We start from the raw sequence: 15,704 nt of genomic DNA, 5'->3' as shown, positions 1-15,704 counted from the left end.
AGCGAATGCCACGGCCCACGGGCGAGACGCCGGCGCCACCCTGCGTGCTATTTCGCGCGCGCGTTGTGGTAGGCCGCCTCCATGCGGTTCCACGCGACGATCACGTTTTGTTTCGCGCTCTCCCAGGTGGCGGCGGTGGCATCGCCGAGTGCCGCGACCTTCTGCTTGTAGTCGGCCTGCGCGTTTTTCAGTTCAGCCATCGCGGCCTGTCGGCTGGCACTCGCCTCCGCTTCGGCCTGCTCGGCCCGCAGCCGGCTGGCCTGCACTTCCATATTCGATTCCATCGCCTTGGCGCTCGCGGCGAACCGCTCCCGTTGCTCGAACGTGTAGGCCTTCATCTCGTCCCAAGCCTTGCCCATCGCGGCTTTGGTGTCGGCGTAGGCGTCCTTCGTCGCCTCGCTCGCGCGGTCATACGCGTCCCGGGCTTTCGCGCCTGCGGTGTCGCGATCCTGTTTTGAACACGCACTGGCTAAGAACAGTAGCGCGCTCGCGACGAATGTCGCAGCGGCAATCCGGGGGAAGAATGTCTGGAGGGTCATGATGAATGTTGGGGTTGAGGAGCGGCGCACACCGGGATTTGCCCGGGTCCGTATCGGGCCATAGACCGATCCCGCCCGCAACGGTTCATCCGTTTCGCGGCGAGGTGTTCGCGGCGCGGAGCGGAATCCCCGCCCGACCGGGCCGCCGTCACTTCTTCCCGGAATCCTCAATAGAGCCGGGGCCAGCCGGCCGGATTCCCGAGAAGCGCAGCTCAGTTTCCAAACCAACTCACGGGCGAGACGCCGTGCCAGAGGAGGCGCGCCCTGCTTTGAAGCGTGCAGCTCACGACACTTGCCGCGGAGCAACCCTGCGCTCACGCTGTCCGACCAGCAGCCATGGACGAATACGGCTACTCCCAGGAACACCAGCCGCTCACGTGGTGGCGCGGTCACGCGATCTATGCGGCGCACGTGCTCGTGCTCATCTGGGCGGGCGCGATGCTGATCACGGCCATTTTGATGTGGTCCGGCGCCTACGGCGTACTCGGTCTCTTGCCGTTCAGCAGCGAACGCGTGCTCGCCGGCGAGGCTTGGCGGATCTTCAGCTACGGTTTCTACAATCCGCCGAGCCTCTGGTTCGTGATCGAGATGGCGATGATCATCTGGTTCGGCCGCGAGGTGGAGCGGTTCTTCGGCCGAAAGGTGTTTCTCGAGTTTTACGTCGGCCTCTACCTGTTCCTGCCGCTGCTGTTCACCGCGATCGGCCTGTGGCGGCCCGTGTCGCTCTCGGGCGAATCGGGCGCGTTCGGGTTGTTCCTCGCGTTCGCCACGCTCCATCCGAGCGTGCCGGTGTTTTTCAACCTCCAGGCCAAGCACATCGCGTTCGTGCTCGTCGGCATCTACACGCTGATCGGATTCAGCCGGAATGACGTGAACTCGCTCCTCGCGCTCTGGGCGACCGTGGGGTTCTCCTACGCGTTCGTTCGTCATGAGCAGGGGCGGTTCTCGCTGCCGAAGCTACGCTGGCCCACGCGCCGGCCGAAATTGCGCGTGCTGCCCGGGGGCGATCGCCGCGGCAGCAATCCCCGCAGTTCGTCCGACCCTGCCATGGCCGAGCTCGATGCGCTGCTCGACAAGATCGCCCGGTCCGGACTCGACAGCCTGACCGCGCAGGAGCGGATCAAGCTCGATCAGGGTCGCGAGGCGTTGCGCCGCCGCAGTTCGGGCCGCTGAGCCCGGCTAACCCGGAAATTTCATGAACAGGAGTGAAGCTCGGTCTGAAATTTCCGTCCGCCCGCGGCGAAGCGACCTTGTCGCGGCCAGCCCCGACAGAGTCGGCCCAGAGGGCGGATATTTCATGAAATATCCGGGCTAGCGGGCGAAATCCGCCGCGGGTGAATCGATCGCGGCGAGCACGGCGTCCAAGGCCTGCACGCGAATCGGCTTCGTCAGGTGCGCGAAGAAGCCCGCCTTGGTGCTGCGTGCGATGTCGGCATCCATGCCATAGCCCGTGAGCGCGATTCCCCGCAACTCGGCGCGGCCGCGGAGTTCGGCCATCAGATCGCAGCCGTCGCCATCGGGCAGCCCAATGTCCGACACGAGCAAGCCGATTCCGCCCGCTGCCAGATGCGCGCGCGCCTCGCCGATCGTCGCCGCCGTGAGCACCTCGTAGTTCCGCCGTCGGAGCAGACTCGCGAGCGCGTCACGCGTCGGCGCATGGTCTTCCACCAGCAACACGCGACCGCGCCTCCGCCCCGCCCGGCCATCGAGGTGGATCGCGCGCAGCCCGTCGTCACCCGTGGTCGAGCCGACCGTGGCGATGGGTTGCGTCGTGACCGGCAGCTCGATGGTGAAGGTGGCCCCCTGCCCCGGGCCGGCACTTTCCGCGCGAATGTCGCCGTGGTGTTGTTCGACCAGCAGCCGCGAAATCGTCAACCCCAAGCCCAGCCCGCCGAACCGGTGCGAGTTGCTGCCGACAGCATGGTCGCCTTGGGTAAACGCGTCGAACACGCGGGCGATCTCCGCCGGTGTCATGCCGATGCCATTATCGCGCACGGCCACGCGCAGGGTGTCGCCGCCGCGGAGGTTCGCGGACGTGACGGTGATGCGCCCGCCTGCGGGAGTGAATTTCACGGCATTCTTGAGCACGTTCCAAAACACCTGCTGCAGCCGGACGGCGTCGCCGCGCACGGTCGTCCGGTGCGCCGTGAGCTCCGTGACCAGGGTGATCCGCTTTTGCTCGGCGTCGGGACGGATGACCGACAAGGCGTCCTGCAGAATCTGTTCGGCACTCACCGGCCGCAGGTCGAGCGGCAGCTTGCCGTGCGTGATGCGCGTCACATCGAGCAGGTCGTCGATCAATCGTGCCTCGAGCTCCACGTTTTTGCGGATCGTCGCGAAATCGCGTCGCACCTCGGCGGCAAGCGCCGGGTTTTCCGCCGCGTCGCTGGCGATCAGCAGCACCGGGTTCAAGGGCGTGCGGAGCTCGTGCGACAACGCCGCGAGAAAATCATCCTTGGCCCGGGCCGCCGCGAGCGCCTGGTCGCGCGCGAGCGCCACCTGGCGCTCGGCCTCCTTGCGCGCGGTGATGTCGGTGATCAGCACGATCACGCCGATCACCGTGCCGTCGGGCGCGGTTTCCGGCGTGTGCACCGCATGTACCCAGCGCGTCCCGCCGACGGGCAGGGCGATTTCAGTTTCGAATTCCACGTGCCGGCCCGCGAAGGCGCCGTCTAGATGCGGTTGGATCCGCGCGTAGGCCGTCGCGCCCACCACTTCCTTCAGCGGCTGGCCGATCAGGTCGTGGGGCTCGCGGCCGAAGCGCCGCGCGTAGGTTTGATTGACGAATTTCAGCCGGCGCTCGCGGTCGACCTGCGCCAGCGACACGGGGGCGTGGTCGGTGATGAGCCGGAGTTGCTCCTCGCTCGTGCGCAGCGCGGTCTCGCTGCGCGCCCGCTCGACCAGCGGCCATACGCGCGCGACCACTGCCTTCAACAACCGCATCTCGTCGTCGCGCCACGTCCGCGGCTGCTGGCTGGCCACGATGATCGAGGCGATCCACGGTGCTTTCCGCGTCACACCGGCGGTGGCAAACGAGCCCACGCCCGCTGCCTGACACTTCCCGACCAGCGCTGCGTCGGGCGCTTCGCGCGTGATGTCGGCGATGCGGAATTCGTGCGGAAACTGACGGCGCCACTCCGCCGGGGCGAACTCGCACAGCCGGTGAACGCCCGTGCCGGCCGGCCGGCCGGGCTCCCCCCACTCGTAATGCACCAGCGCCGCACCGGTCTCGTCATGCCACTCGGAAAAACAGCAGTCCTGCGCACCGAGGAACTGGGCCACCAGCCGGCTCGCGGTTTGGACGATCTCGTCCGGTTGATCCGACGATGCGAGCCGCTCATTGAGCATCGCGATGAACCGGCGGTTGCGTTCGGTGCGGTTGCGCAGCGTGACGTCGCGCGCGATCTTGGAGGCACCCACGATCTCGCCGCGATCGTCGCGCAGGGGCGAGACCGAGAGCGAGATCTCCAGCTCGGTCCCGTCTTTCCGGCGCCGTCGCGTTTCGTAGTGCTCAATCCGCTCTCCGGCCCGAATGCGTTCGAGGATCTGCGGTTCCTCGTGAAAGCGTTCCCGGGGGATCAGCATCGTGACCGAATGACCGATGGTTTCGGCCGCGGTGTAGCCGAAGAGCCGCGTGGAGCCCTGATTCCAACTGGTGATGGTCCCCTCGAGGTCGAGCGCGATGATCGCGTCTTCGGAAGACTCCACGATCGCCGCGAGCAGTTGCCGGCTCTGTTCGCGTTGGCGCCGGTCGGTGACGTCGAGCGCGGTGCCGGCCACGCCGACGATGCGGCCGCTCGCGTCGCGGCGCGGCGCGATGAAGGTGTCGTAGTATTTCGTGCCGGCGGGCAGCTGGGCGCGAACCTCCACGCGGCACGACGTGCCTTGGGTGAGCACCTCCTGCTTGCGTTGCATCAGCCGTTCGCCCTCGGCGTTCGGAAGCAGTTCACCATCGGTTCGGCCGAGCGCGGCGCCATGCTCCGCGTGCTGCGGGTAGAGCCAGACGTAGCGCAGGTTCGCATCCTGCTCGTAAAGGGTGATCCCGTCGCTCGCAGCCGTCAGTCGGAACCGCTCCTCGCTTTCCCGAAGCCGGGCCTCGGCGCGGGCGTGCTGCCGTTCCAGCTCCTCGAGCTGCGCGTGCGCGGTTTCCAGCGCCCGGTGCTGCGCGTCTCTCCGCCGTCGCGAGCGGTGCAGCAGCGCCGCAAGGCCCGCGATCCCCAGGCAGCAACCCGCAAACGCGGCCATGCCAACCCAGTCGAGCCGGTCGCCGTAGAAAACGTTGCCCGATCGCGTCCAGGAAATTGCGACCACGAGCACCGACAGGGCCGTCGCCAGTACGCCTGGTCCGAACCCGCCCAGAATCGCCGCGATCATCACCGCCGGGTAGAGCGTCAGATAAGGCAGTCGGTCGCCCCACGCTTGCATCAACCCCGCGCGCACCAGCCAGCCAGCCGCCACCGCCAGCACCGCGGTGGCATAACGCACCGGGCCGGAGAGGTTCAGCCTGCCTTCGAAAATGCCGGTCAGAGCATGTGAATGACGGGGCTCGACGTCGTAAACAGCGGGCATCTCAAGGGAAACGGCAGACCAACAGGCGTCGGTCCGGATCGAGGTGTGTGCGATCGGTTCAAGTCAGCGGTAGGGTCGGGCGGCCGGCCTGCGCCCGGGCAGCTACAGACCGGTTGGCCCAATAGACTCCCGCGAGCCGTTTTGGTAACGAAATAAGTCCGCCGTTCCCGTGACCCTACCAGATCTTGGCGCGCTGCGCGGGCGAGCGCCACATGCGATCGCCCTCCTTCACGGCAAACGCGTCATAAAACGGCTGGAAGTTCACCAAAGGCCCAAAGGCGCGAATGTTGCCCGGAGCATGCGGATCACGCGCGACCTGCAGCCGCAACGCATCGTCGCGAAACTGCGTGCGCCACTGCTGTGCCCACGAAATGAAGAACCGCTGCTCCGCCGTGAAGCCGTCGATCTTCGGCGGCGTGGGCTGGCCCCGGAGCGATCGCTGCAGCGCCTCGAACGCGATCGAAACGCCGCCCAGGTCCGCGATGTTTTCGCCGAGCGTGAGCTGACCGTTCACGTGCAAGCCGGGCAGTGCCTCGTAGCTGTTGTATTGTGCCACGAGCATCTGCGCGCGCTCCTTGAAGCGAGCTTCGTCCTCCGGTGTCCACCAATCGACGAGATTGCCGTCCGCATCGGACCGGCGCCCCTGATCGTCGAAACCGTGGGTGATCTCGTGGCCGATTACGGCGGCAATGGCGCCATAGTTCACCGCGTCGTCCATGCGCACATCAAAGAACGGCGGTTGCAGGATGCCGGCGGGAAACACGATCTGGTTGGTGACCGACGAGAAATACGCGTTCACCGTCGGCGGCGTCATGCCCCACTCGTCCTTGTCCACCTTGCGGCCGAGCCGGTCGATGACCCGGCGCGAATTGAAGTAGGCCGCCCGCGCCGCGTTGCCGAAATAGTCGTCGCGCTTGATCTCCACGGACGAATAGTCGCGCCACTTCGCCGGGTAGCCGATCATCGCGCGGAACCGGGAGAATTTTTCCAACGCCTTCTGCCGCGTCGGCTCGGTCATCCACTCGAGCTGGGCAAGCCGGTCGCGCATCACCGCTTTGACGTTCTCGATCAGCTCCATCATCCGCGCGCGCGCGGCCGGCGGAAACCGCTTCTCGACGTAAAGCTGGCCCAGCGCCTCGCCGATCGCACCGTCCACGGCCTTGGTCGCGCGCTGCCAGCGCGGCTCCTGCTGCGGCGTGCCGTTCAAGACGGTGCCGTAGAAGCGAAAACTCTCGGCCTCGAGCGGTTCCGACAGCAACGGCGCCGCGGCACGCAATAACTGCCAGCGCGTGTAGACCTTCAACTCGTCGAGCGAACGCGCCTGCAGTTCCTTCGACAAGCCCTCGAAAAACTTCGGCTGGCCGACGATCACGTCGCGCACGGTTGCCGGCACGCCCAGCTCCTGAACCAGCTGCTTCAGCGGCAGTCCGGCGTAAGCGGACGCAGCCGCGTCGATCGTCATCTTGTTGTAGTTCGCCAGGCGATCGCGCAGTTCGACCGGCAGCTTGGCGTTTTCGGCGAGGGCCTTCTCCAGCGCGAACACCGTCTCCGCCTGCTGAAACGCCGCCGCTCGCGGCTCGCCGGCCAGCTCCAGCATCTTCGCCACGTGCCCGACGAACTCCCACCGCTCTCGCGCGAATTTTTCCGAGAAGTAATACTCCTTCGACGGCAGGCTCAGCCCACCCTGGAAAAGGTAGAAACCGTAAACGTCGCTCTGCTTCTGGTCGGGAAAAAACGCCAATCCGAGGAACGGCGACCCGATCCGCAGGTGCATCTGCGCGACTTGATGGAAAAGCGCCTCCTTGTCCTTCGCGTCCGCGATCGCCGCGAGGTCCGCCTCGATCGGCTTCAACCCGAGTGCGTTGATCCGCGCCGTGTCCATCGCCGAAGCGTAAAAATCGCCCACCTTCTGCGGCACGGAGCCCGCGGCGGCCGGCTGCGCCGCAGTCTCTTCCACGATCTCCCGCAACGCCGCCCAATTCTGCTCGCGCAGTTCATCGAATCCGCCCCAGCGCGATTTGTCCGCCGGGATCTGCGTCGTCTCGTACCACTTGCCCGCCGCGAACCGGGCGAAATCCGTGCCCGGTGCGACCGAAAGATCCATCCGCTCGATGGCGAAGCCGGGATCGACCAGCGGGCGGGATGCTTCGGCGGCAGCCACGCTCGCCGCCAGCGGGGCAGCAGCGGGCAGAACTGCGATCAGGGGGAGCAAGCGACGTGAAATCATGCCGGATAGATGTGTGGGATTTCCCCGGCAGTGCAATTCGCCGTCGTGCGACGCCCCGCCCGTCCCCTCACTCCCGGCCCACCCCTCCCGGCCCGCCGACGAGATGACGGCCGAGCACACGGCCGCCGGCGAAACTAGGCCGCCAGCGCGTGACAGGTGCTCGCCAACTCGCGATCCGTGATCGCCGGCATGCGCTGCAACGCGAAGATCGCCGTGGGCTCCCACAGCAGGCTGCGCAGCGGTTCCAGCAGCCGCTTCGGCAGGTCCGGCTGTACGATGTTCGCCAGGATCGAAAGCGTCTGCCTCGACGCAGGCAGCCCGAGCCAGTCCAGCAGCCCGAATACGCCGCTGCGCTCGATCAGCGCGTTGATCTCTTCCCAGCACGCGCCTGACGTCCCGCGGAGCGGAACGTGTGCGGCGGCGAACGCCGTGAGCGCCGGCACCTCGGCCAGCGCCGGTAGCAAGGCCGGACAGCGTGCGATCACCTGCAGCGCTTCCATGCGGGCAAACGAAAACTGGTTGAGAAATTCGCGTCCCTCGACGGGCACGAACTCCAGATACGACCGCCAGTCATCCGGCCCGCAGGCCTGCGCGGCGGACGCCAGCACGTCCTCAGTCGGCGAGCTCGGGATCCAGTCTTCGCCGTAGAGGCACTCGAAGCGAACCTCGGGCCAGGCGGTGACGCGCCAAGCCACACCGCAATGCGACCAGGCGAGAGCCAGCGGAACGAAACATTTTTTGGTGCGGCGGGTGGATTTCATGCGTCCACCTTACCGCCGGGGGTGGGTCATAGCTTGTCCCACCCTCAAAAACCTGCACTTTTGTTGGTGACCCGCGAATCACGCCAAGAGTCGCGAGTCAGCCGCTCCTTTTGACACGAACCCCACCAACCACACGAAAGGCCGAAGTCCATTTGCGCCCATTCGCGTGATTCGCGGGCGACGTCCGGTTCTGCTTTCGTGTATTCCGTGTGCTTCGTGTTTTTTCCCTTCCGATGAACTTCCGCGCCCAGCTTTCCCGTCCGCCGCTCGAGCGGATGCTCAAGATCCACGACGAGCTGCGTCGGGGCGCGTTGGTCAACTGCACGAAGCTGATGAAGGCGCTCGAGGTCTCGCGCAAAACGGTGATCCGTGACATCGCCTTCATGCGTGACCGGCTCGAGCTGCCGATAGAATTCGATCCGCTGATCCAGGCGTATCGCTACACGCAACCGGTGAATGCGTTTCCGACGGTGAACGTCACCGAGGGCGAGCTCCTCGCGCTGCTGGTGGCGCAGCGCGCGCTCGAGCAGTATCGCGGCACGCCGTTTCACCGGCAGCTGGAGATCGCGTTCGGCAAGCTCGCGGGCGGACTGCGCGACCGGATTTCGTTCTCCCCCGCGGACGAGTTGCGCACGGTTTCGTTCAAGAACATCGGCCTCGGCAAAACCGATCTCGCCGTCTTCAACGCGCTCAGCGGCGCCGTGCTTCGCCAGGAGGAGGTCACCTTCGACTACCGCAAGCCCGGCGACGCCCGGGCGTCCTCACGGCGGGTGCAGCCTTATCATTTGGCGAACCGGGAGAACCTCTGGTATCTCGTCGGCTTCGATCTCGAACGCGGCGCCTTGCGGACCTTCGCGCTGCCGCGCATCGCGACCGTTGCGAACACCAAGGCCGGATTCACCCGTCCCGCCGACTTCTCGCCGGAGAAGTTTTTCGCCAACGCGCTGGGTGTGCTCGGCGGCGGCGGCGACTATCGCGTGGTGATCCGTTTCACCGCCGCTGTCGCTGATCGGATTCGCGAACGCGAGTGGCACGAATCGCAGGAGCTGCGCGAGCTGCCCGGCGACGCACTCGAGGTCCAGCTGCGGTTGGGTGCGCTGAGTGAGGTCGAGCAATGGGTGCTCGGTTGGGGCGCGGCGGCCCAGGTGCTCGCGCCCGCGGAGCTGCGCGAAAACCTGCGACGGACCACGGCTGCGTTGGCAAAAATCTATGCCTGAGCGGCCGCCTGGCGGTTGCGCCCGGCGTCCTCGGCCGGCTGGATCCCGCGTCGAGCACTTGGAGCCCGCCGGGATGTCGGTCTCCACCCGCCGCGTCGGTCCTTACCCTCTTCGCCGTTGTTTCGCGGCGAGCAGCGCGCCCACCCACGCCAGCGCGGCCCAGCCGGTCAGACACACGGCGAGCCACAGTCCCGTGTGCTCCGTCCACCAGGCCACGAGCGCGCCCGAGCCCAGCGAATTGAACGCCGCGCGCTCGATCGTCAGCAGCACGGTCACCCGCAGTGCGTCGAAGGGATTCAGCATTAGCGGCGCGACCCACACCGACGGATTCGCCTGCACCCAACCCGAACCCGCGAGCAGGATCAGCACGAGATCCGTTGCGAACAGCCACGCGAACCAAAGCGCCACCGCCGCGATGAGTCCGCGCACGGGCTCATGTATCCACAGCCCGACTGCCAGCCCCGCTGTCGCCAGCACGACCGAGAATCCCGCCGTCGCCGCCACCAGCGGCGCCAGTCCCGGCGTCCAGCCTCCCGTGATCCACCAGGGCACGATCAGCAGCACGGACGAGGGCGCGACGATCAGCGCGAGCCCCGCCGCCTTGCCCGCCACCCAGGGCGCGACGCCCGTCGGTTGCGTGAGCAGAAAAGGGGTCTCGTCGTTCTCCGCCTGTGCCGAACTGAGGCCGAGCAACAAGGCCGAGAGCGAGATCACATACAGCACGGCGTAGAGGAGAAACCACGCGACGCCGTGCGCCTCGCCTTCGGGCGCCACGAGCACGGCGGCCACGCCGGCGAGTGCGAGCAGCCCGAGATGCCAGTGGAGAAACCGATTGACGCGGTGGCTCAGCCACTCGCGTCCGATCGTCGCCAGCATGGCGCGCGCAAATCCGCTGGTGCCTTCGTTCATTCGATGCCCTCCCGATCGGGCAACGGCAGCCCCTCGGCCTCCGCGAAGGCGGCGCGCAGTCGCGCCGGAGGCAACTCGCCGACGATCCGGCCCGCCTGCATGTGGTGGCACGCGTCGACGCGCCCCTCCCACTCGCCGAGCAGATGGGTCGCCACCAGCACGGTGCGGCCCTCGCGCGCCGCGTCGGTCAGAAACTGCTGCAGTTGTTCACGCCAGAACGGATCCAAGCTCAGGCCGGGCTCGTCGAGCACCAGCACGGGCGCGTGCGCCAGCGCAAAGACCGCGAGCGCCAGCCGCTGCCGCATGCCGCCGGAAAGTTGATGCGTCATTACCTGGAGGTGGTCGGTCAGCTGCCAGCGCGCGAGTTCCGCGTCCACCGCGGACGGCTCCCGTCGCCGCAACCGCCCGTAATACTGCGCCACTTGCCGCGTGGTGAGCCGCGGGTGAAACCGTGGCGCCTGGGGCAGAAACGATAGCTGCGCCAAGGCCCGCAACGGCTCCGTCCCGAGGTCGAGCCCGTTGATCCGCACCGTCCCCGCGTCGGGAGCAGCCAGTTGCGCGATGATCCGCAGCAAGGTGGTCTTGCCGGCGCCGTTGGCGCCCACCAGCAGGTTGACTGCGCCGGGACGGACCGTGAGATCGAGCCGCTGCAACACCGCGCGCGAGCGGAAGCGTTTGCTGAGGCCGGAAATCTCGATCACGGCGCGGGTGCGCGGACCAGCGGCCGCGCATCGGTCACTCCGAGCAAACCGCGCACCGGCACGCGACTGTAAATGAACCGGATCAAGCGTTCGCCCGGACTGCCCGAAAGCAGCCCAATCGCCGGAAACTCACGTCGCCACGAGCCGAAGACATCCACTTCGCGATGCGCCACGTCCGCCACCCCATCGCGGTTGAGGTCGAGCGTCAATGCGCCATCCCAGTGATTGCCGCGGCCGCCCGCGGTCCAGTGATTGCCCTCGCTGGCGCCGCTCATCTCCACCGGATGCACGTTCCGGACAAAGCTGTTTCCGCTAAAAGTGTTGTCACCGGAGCTGTCGGAGATCCGCAGGCCGATGTAGTTGCCGGCGATTTCGTTGTTCCGGACGGTGTTCGTGTGGTTGCTCTCGAGGTAGAGCCCGACGGTATTTCCTTCCATGACATTGTGCTCGATGACGGTGCGATCCACGGTTTGCAGCAGCAGCCCGTAAGAACGCTGGGTGCGATTGGCGGTGAAGCGGTTGCCGCGCAGCACGATGTCCGCCGAGAACATCAGCGCCGCGCCCGCGGCGTTGTCCGCGAAGGTGTTTCCCTCGAAGAGATTCTCGTCGGAATACATGTAATGCAGTCCGTAGCGGACCTGGCTGATCCGGTTGCGACGCACCTGCGTCTGGTCGGAGAACGAAAAATAAATCCCGTCGCGCGTGCCGCGAATGTCGTTGTCGGTGATCTCGGTGCGCAGCGATTTCCAGAGGTGAATGCCGTTGCCGCGCTGGTTCTGTTCCAGCTCGCTCGAGCACAGCTCGGCAGACGAAAGCTTGAGTCCGGACACGATCGGGTCGGCCACGGTCTCCAAGGCCGCGCGTCCCCGGATGACATTGTGCAGGATGCGAACATCGTTAGCCGCCTTGAGGTAGATACCGTGGAGACAATCGACGACGGTGTTGTCGCGGATCGTCGCGCGCGGGGCGACCACGTAGACGCCGGCGCGGTCGCGCTCGATGTCGCTGCTGGAATTGCGAATGACGAAGCCCGCGAGTTCGACGTCGGGTGCGCGGATCTCGACGACGTTGGCTTGGCCGCCCCCATCGAGGATGGCGCCCGGCGCGCCGAGCAGCCGGATCGGCTGTTCGAGCACGAAAGGCCCGCGATACGTGCCCGCCGGCACCTCGATCGTGGCCCCCGGCCCAGCGGAGCGGATGGCGGCAGCAAGGTCGAACGAGGAGCCCGCTCGTGCCGGCAACACCACGACAAGAGCGATGAGTGCCGCCAGCCAGGCACGGAAGCACAGCGGCCCTTCGCAACGGAACCCGCCGTCTCCGACGCGTTGTTCCGGGATCGGGTCCACATCCGCGCGAAGAGGACGCCGGGCGCCACCTGGATTCTGACCAACGATCGTCACACCGGGTCCTCCTGGCGCGACATCCACATCGCGAGCACGATCAGCACCGGGAACAGGCCGAGGAACAGCGCGCCGATTTCCGGCCAGCTGCTCTGGAGGAAGTTCGCGATCTGTTGCCGGCCGATCAGCACGGGCGTGAACGGTTGAATCGTCATCGGCGCCTTGGGATCGAGCTGGTGGCCGTAGGTGTAGAGCCGGTAGTAGAAACTGCCGAACGAGAACGCCGTGAAATAAAGATATAGCGCGAGCAGGTCGATCAAGCTGCGCATCGTGCCCAGCGCCGTCGCGCGCAAACCAAGCAGCACGAAAAACCCGAGCGCAAACGGCACCCAGCGCATCTCGATGAAGTCGGCCTCGGCCAGCGGCTTCATGCCGATGTAATGATTGAGATTGTTGATCTCGTTCAGATCCTGCCCGTTGTTTCCCGCCACGAGCTGGTAACTGTAGATCCGCAGCGACAGGCCTTCCTGATATTGCGGCGCGACGAGGCCAATCCGCCAGAGCGGCAGCACGAGCGCCAGCACCAGGCTCACCACGGCAAGCAACAACACAATGCGCGCACCGAACGACAAGGGCCGGCGCAGGAAGACGTATTCGCGACGGAGAAGACTACGCATGATGGAAACAGGCCGGCGGCGCCGGCGGAAGGAAGGAATCGGGAGAGAAAAAAGGGCGCGGACTCCGCTCCGCGCCCCGAGGGACTGCTCTTCGCTGCGGCGAGCGGAGCCGCCGCTTAATCACCCATGGAAAAAAACAGAAAGCCCGGTCATGGCATCGCGGCCACGGCGCCAGCGCCCGTCGGCACCGGCGCGGTGCTCGCCGTGCTGGCGGGTTTCACCGCCAGGTACCCCTGCATCTCCTGGTGCAGCGCCGAGCAGAAGTTCGTGCAGTAGAACGGAAACACGCCCGGCTTCGTCACCTTGAAACGCACCGTCTTGGTTTCGCCTGGATCCACGATGATGTTGATGTCGTGCTCGGCCAGGCCCCAGCCATGGATCATGTCGGGCGTCTGCTCGACATTGGTCAGGTGCACCACGACCTCGTCGCCCACCTGCGCATCGATCCGCTCCGGCGCGAAATGACTCCGGATCGCAAGCGCCTTCACCTCGACGGTGTTGCCGCTGCGCGTGACGCTCGTGTCCTTCGCGTCCCAGACGGCGTTCGGGTTCTTGTTCTCCGCCTTCGGATAAACCTCGATCGGCTTGATGACGTCGGCCTTCAGGATCTGCATGAAGTGCGGCTCCGGATCCGTGAACGTCTCGTAGAGCATGGCCATCTTTTCGCCGGTGATGTCGATCAACTGGCTGCTCTCGGGCTGCGACGGACCCGTGCTGAGGTGCCGCCCCTTCGAGAGCTTGTTGCCGGCGACCAGATAACGACCGTAAGGCTCCTTCGTATCCGAACCGCCGATCACCAGGTGACCGATGTTGAAATGCACCGGGATCTTGTCGATGACGGCCTTGGAGAGATCCTTCTTCTGCTCGTCGGTCCACGGCGGCAGCTTCCACTTCGTGACCACCGACTCGATGAACAGCGAGGTGTAGGCATTGCCCTTGCCGTCATACTGCGTGTGCAGCGGACCGAGCCCGACCGGCACTTCGCCCTCGAGCACGGATTCGAACCGCAGGATCGGAACCCCGCGGAACTCGCCCTCGAAATCCCTCTTCTCGATCGCGACGCGGATCTTCTCGAAATCGAACACCGAGGCGGTCGGCTGCAGCTTGCCGCCAGCTGCGATCCAGCGGCCCGACGGATCGACATCAATGCCGTGGGGAGACTTGGGCACCGGCAGGAAGTAGAGGACGCCAGGCACCTTCGCCGGATCGATTACCGGCACGCCGTCCATGTCGGTGCCCTTGCCCTCGCGTACGGCGGCTTCGGCGGCTTTCCAGTTCACCACAGCAGCGTAGTCGCGCTCGCGCTGCGAGGCGTTCACCTCGAGCTGATCGTGCGCCATCTCCGTGTTGTAAGAGGTCCAGAACGCCCAGCCCGAGCTCGGGCCCTTGCCGGTCGAGCCGAGATCCCAATCAAACGGCGGCGTGAGAATCTGCCAGCCGACCGACATCTCGCCGCTCTGCGGATCGACCTTGATGCCGCTGACCATGCCGTTGAACTCCTTCTCGTAGTCGTTCAGCTCGGCGTAGCGGCCTTTCGGCAACGGGACGGAAAAGCGCGTCGCGACGAGGACGTTTTCGGTGTTCTCGGTCACGAACGAGGAACCGTGATTGCCGCTGGAATTGGGAATCGGCCCGAGAATCTGCTTGGTTTTGAAATCCCGCAGGTCGACGCGCGCGATGCGGTTGTTGGCGTTGTCGTTCACGAACAGCCAGCGACCGTCGTATTTACCGTCCGTCTGCGAGAGCCCGGGGTGATGAACGTCGCCCCAGGTGTAGCCGCCGAGCATCTTCTTCGTTTCCTCATCGAAGCCGTAGCCAGTGCCCGGGCTGGGCGTGAACACGGGAATCGTGATCAGGTGCCGCATCGACGGAATCCCGGCCACGAAGATCTGACCCGAGTGACCACCCGAGTAGAACAGGTAGAACTCGTCCTTCTGGCCCGGCGCGACATAGGTTTTCACCGCGGCGGAGTTGGCGTCGGCTTTGCCGGACTTGCCGTTGCCCGCGCCATCGCCTCCGGGTCGGCCGCAGCCGCCGAGGAGCACGGTCAACGAGAGCAGGGAGAGAGCGAGCGGGGTATGCAGGGATCGTTTCATGGGGAAGGCAGCGGAGAGGGATTACTCGACGACCAGTTCACCCTTCATGCCGACCTGATAGTGGCCGGGGAAGGAACAGAGGAAGACGTAGCGGCCGGGTTCGGCCGGCGCGTTGAAGGTAACCGTGTCGACCTCCTTCGGCCCCAGCAGCTTCGTGTGCCGCAGCACCATGTCCTGCTTCGAGGCGGGAACGTAGTCCGTCGCGGCGGCGTTCATCGCCTCGTTGATGAACTCGTCCACGTTGGCGCCCTTCTTGAGCAGCACCCAATTGTGGCCCATCGAAAACTTGGGCGTGTTGCCGACGTTGCGCAGCGTGACCGACAGCGCCTCGCCGCGCTTGGCGCGAATCTCGGTCAGCGAGAACTTCATCGTGTCGTCGGCCTTGATCTCGACCGAGCGGCCACTGGCCGGCGTTTCCGCGCTCGTGGCAGAAGCCGACTTGCCCGCCGGCGCGGCGGCGTCGCCGGAGCTCTGCGCTCCCGAATCGGATTTCTTGCCACAGCCGGCGAGCAGCACAGCTGCGCACAGGGTTACCGCGAAGGATCGAACGATGTTTTTCATGATGTGATGGAAAGGTTGGCAAACGGAACTGTCGGACCGAGACCCTGGACCATGGTAACGGCGGGTTGGGCGTGGTTCCGCCGCGCTGGGGGGAACCCTAGCGCGCG

General features: G+C 65.9%; 12 protein-coding genes. 2 read left to right on the top strand and 10 right to left on the bottom strand.

The genetic code is table 11. The annotated features are described in order from the left end of the window. Positions 1–47: 47 nt before the first annotated feature. On the bottom strand, positions 48–539 hold the full coding sequence (locus OTER_RS09230) for a hypothetical protein (protein WP_012374634.1): 492 nt from the start codon (positions 537–539) through the stop codon (positions 48–50). A gap of 336 nt (positions 540–875) precedes the next feature. Here OTER_RS09230 and OTER_RS09225 point away from each other — a divergent pair, with 336 nt between their 5' ends. Then, complete coding sequence (locus OTER_RS09225; RefSeq protein WP_012374633.1) at positions 876–1,712, top strand: rhomboid family intramembrane serine protease; 837 nt, start codon at positions 876–878, stop codon at positions 1,710–1,712. A gap of 138 nt (positions 1,713–1,850) precedes the next feature. Here OTER_RS09225 and OTER_RS24000 read toward each other — a convergent pair whose 3' ends face one another. From OTER_RS24000 to OTER_RS09210, 3 genes are all read right to left on the bottom strand, one after another. Further along, positions 1,851–5,108 carry a PAS domain-containing protein gene (locus OTER_RS24000; RefSeq protein WP_012374632.1) on the bottom strand — a complete coding sequence of 1,086 codons (3,258 nt, stop codon included), beginning with the start codon at positions 5,106–5,108 and terminating at the stop codon, positions 1,851–1,853. A gap of 175 nt (positions 5,109–5,283) precedes the next feature. Then, positions 5,284–7,335, bottom strand: a complete 2,052-nt coding sequence (locus OTER_RS09215; protein WP_012374631.1) for a M13 family metallopeptidase — start codon at positions 7,333–7,335, stop codon at positions 5,284–5,286. A 134-nt stretch (positions 7,336–7,469) separates the two neighbouring features. Then, positions 7,470–8,096, bottom strand: a complete 627-nt coding sequence (locus OTER_RS09210; protein WP_012374630.1) for a hypothetical protein — start codon at positions 8,094–8,096, stop codon at positions 7,470–7,472. Between the two features lie 233 nt (positions 8,097–8,329). On the opposite strand from OTER_RS09210, the gene OTER_RS09205 reads away from it, so the two are divergent. After that, entirely contained in the window at positions 8,330–9,313 is a 984-nt protein-coding gene (locus OTER_RS09205) for a helix-turn-helix transcriptional regulator (protein WP_012374629.1), read from the top strand. 102 nt (positions 9,314–9,415) lie between these two features. On the opposite strand, the gene OTER_RS26170 is transcribed toward OTER_RS09205, so the two are convergent. The 6 genes from OTER_RS26170 to OTER_RS09175 form a co-directional block, all read right to left on the bottom strand. Beyond that, positions 9,416–10,222, bottom strand: coding sequence for a hypothetical protein (locus OTER_RS26170; protein ID WP_012374628.1), 807 nt, complete (start codon positions 10,220–10,222; stop codon positions 9,416–9,418). After that, positions 10,219–10,923: an ABC transporter ATP-binding protein gene (locus tag OTER_RS09195; RefSeq protein ID WP_012374627.1), complete on the bottom strand. Its 705-nt coding sequence runs from the start codon at positions 10,921–10,923 to the stop codon at positions 10,219–10,221. Before OTER_RS09195 ends, OTER_RS26170 begins: the two co-directional genes overlap by 4 nt. Then, positions 10,920–12,269: a NosD domain-containing protein gene (locus OTER_RS09190; RefSeq protein ID WP_237702472.1), complete on the bottom strand. Its 1,350-nt coding sequence runs from the start codon at positions 12,267–12,269 to the stop codon at positions 10,920–10,922. The genes OTER_RS09195 and OTER_RS09190 overlap by 4 nt, the downstream gene beginning before the upstream one ends. A 50-nt stretch (positions 12,270–12,319) precedes the next feature. Further along, positions 12,320–12,940, bottom strand: a complete 621-nt coding sequence (locus tag OTER_RS09185) for a hypothetical protein (protein WP_012374625.1) — start codon at positions 12,938–12,940, stop codon at positions 12,320–12,322. Between the two features lie 149 nt (positions 12,941–13,089). Beyond that, positions 13,090–15,036: a Sec-dependent nitrous-oxide reductase gene (nosZ, locus tag OTER_RS09180; RefSeq protein ID WP_012374624.1), complete on the bottom strand. Its 1,947-nt coding sequence runs from the start codon at positions 15,034–15,036 to the stop codon at positions 13,090–13,092. A 21-nt stretch (positions 15,037–15,057) separates the two neighbouring features. Next, positions 15,058–15,597, bottom strand: coding sequence for a plastocyanin/azurin family copper-binding protein (locus tag OTER_RS09175; protein WP_012374623.1), 540 nt, complete (start codon positions 15,595–15,597; stop codon positions 15,058–15,060). Positions 15,598–15,704 lie beyond the last annotated feature (107 nt).

This window comes from Opitutus terrae PB90-1 (genome assembly GCF_000019965.1).
In the GTDB taxonomy this organism is placed as follows: Bacteria; Verrucomicrobiota; Verrucomicrobiia; order Opitutales; family Opitutaceae; genus Opitutus; species Opitutus terrae.
The sequence above is the reverse complement of the archived record's forward strand: the minus strand, read 5'-3'. Positions and strand labels throughout refer to the sequence as shown.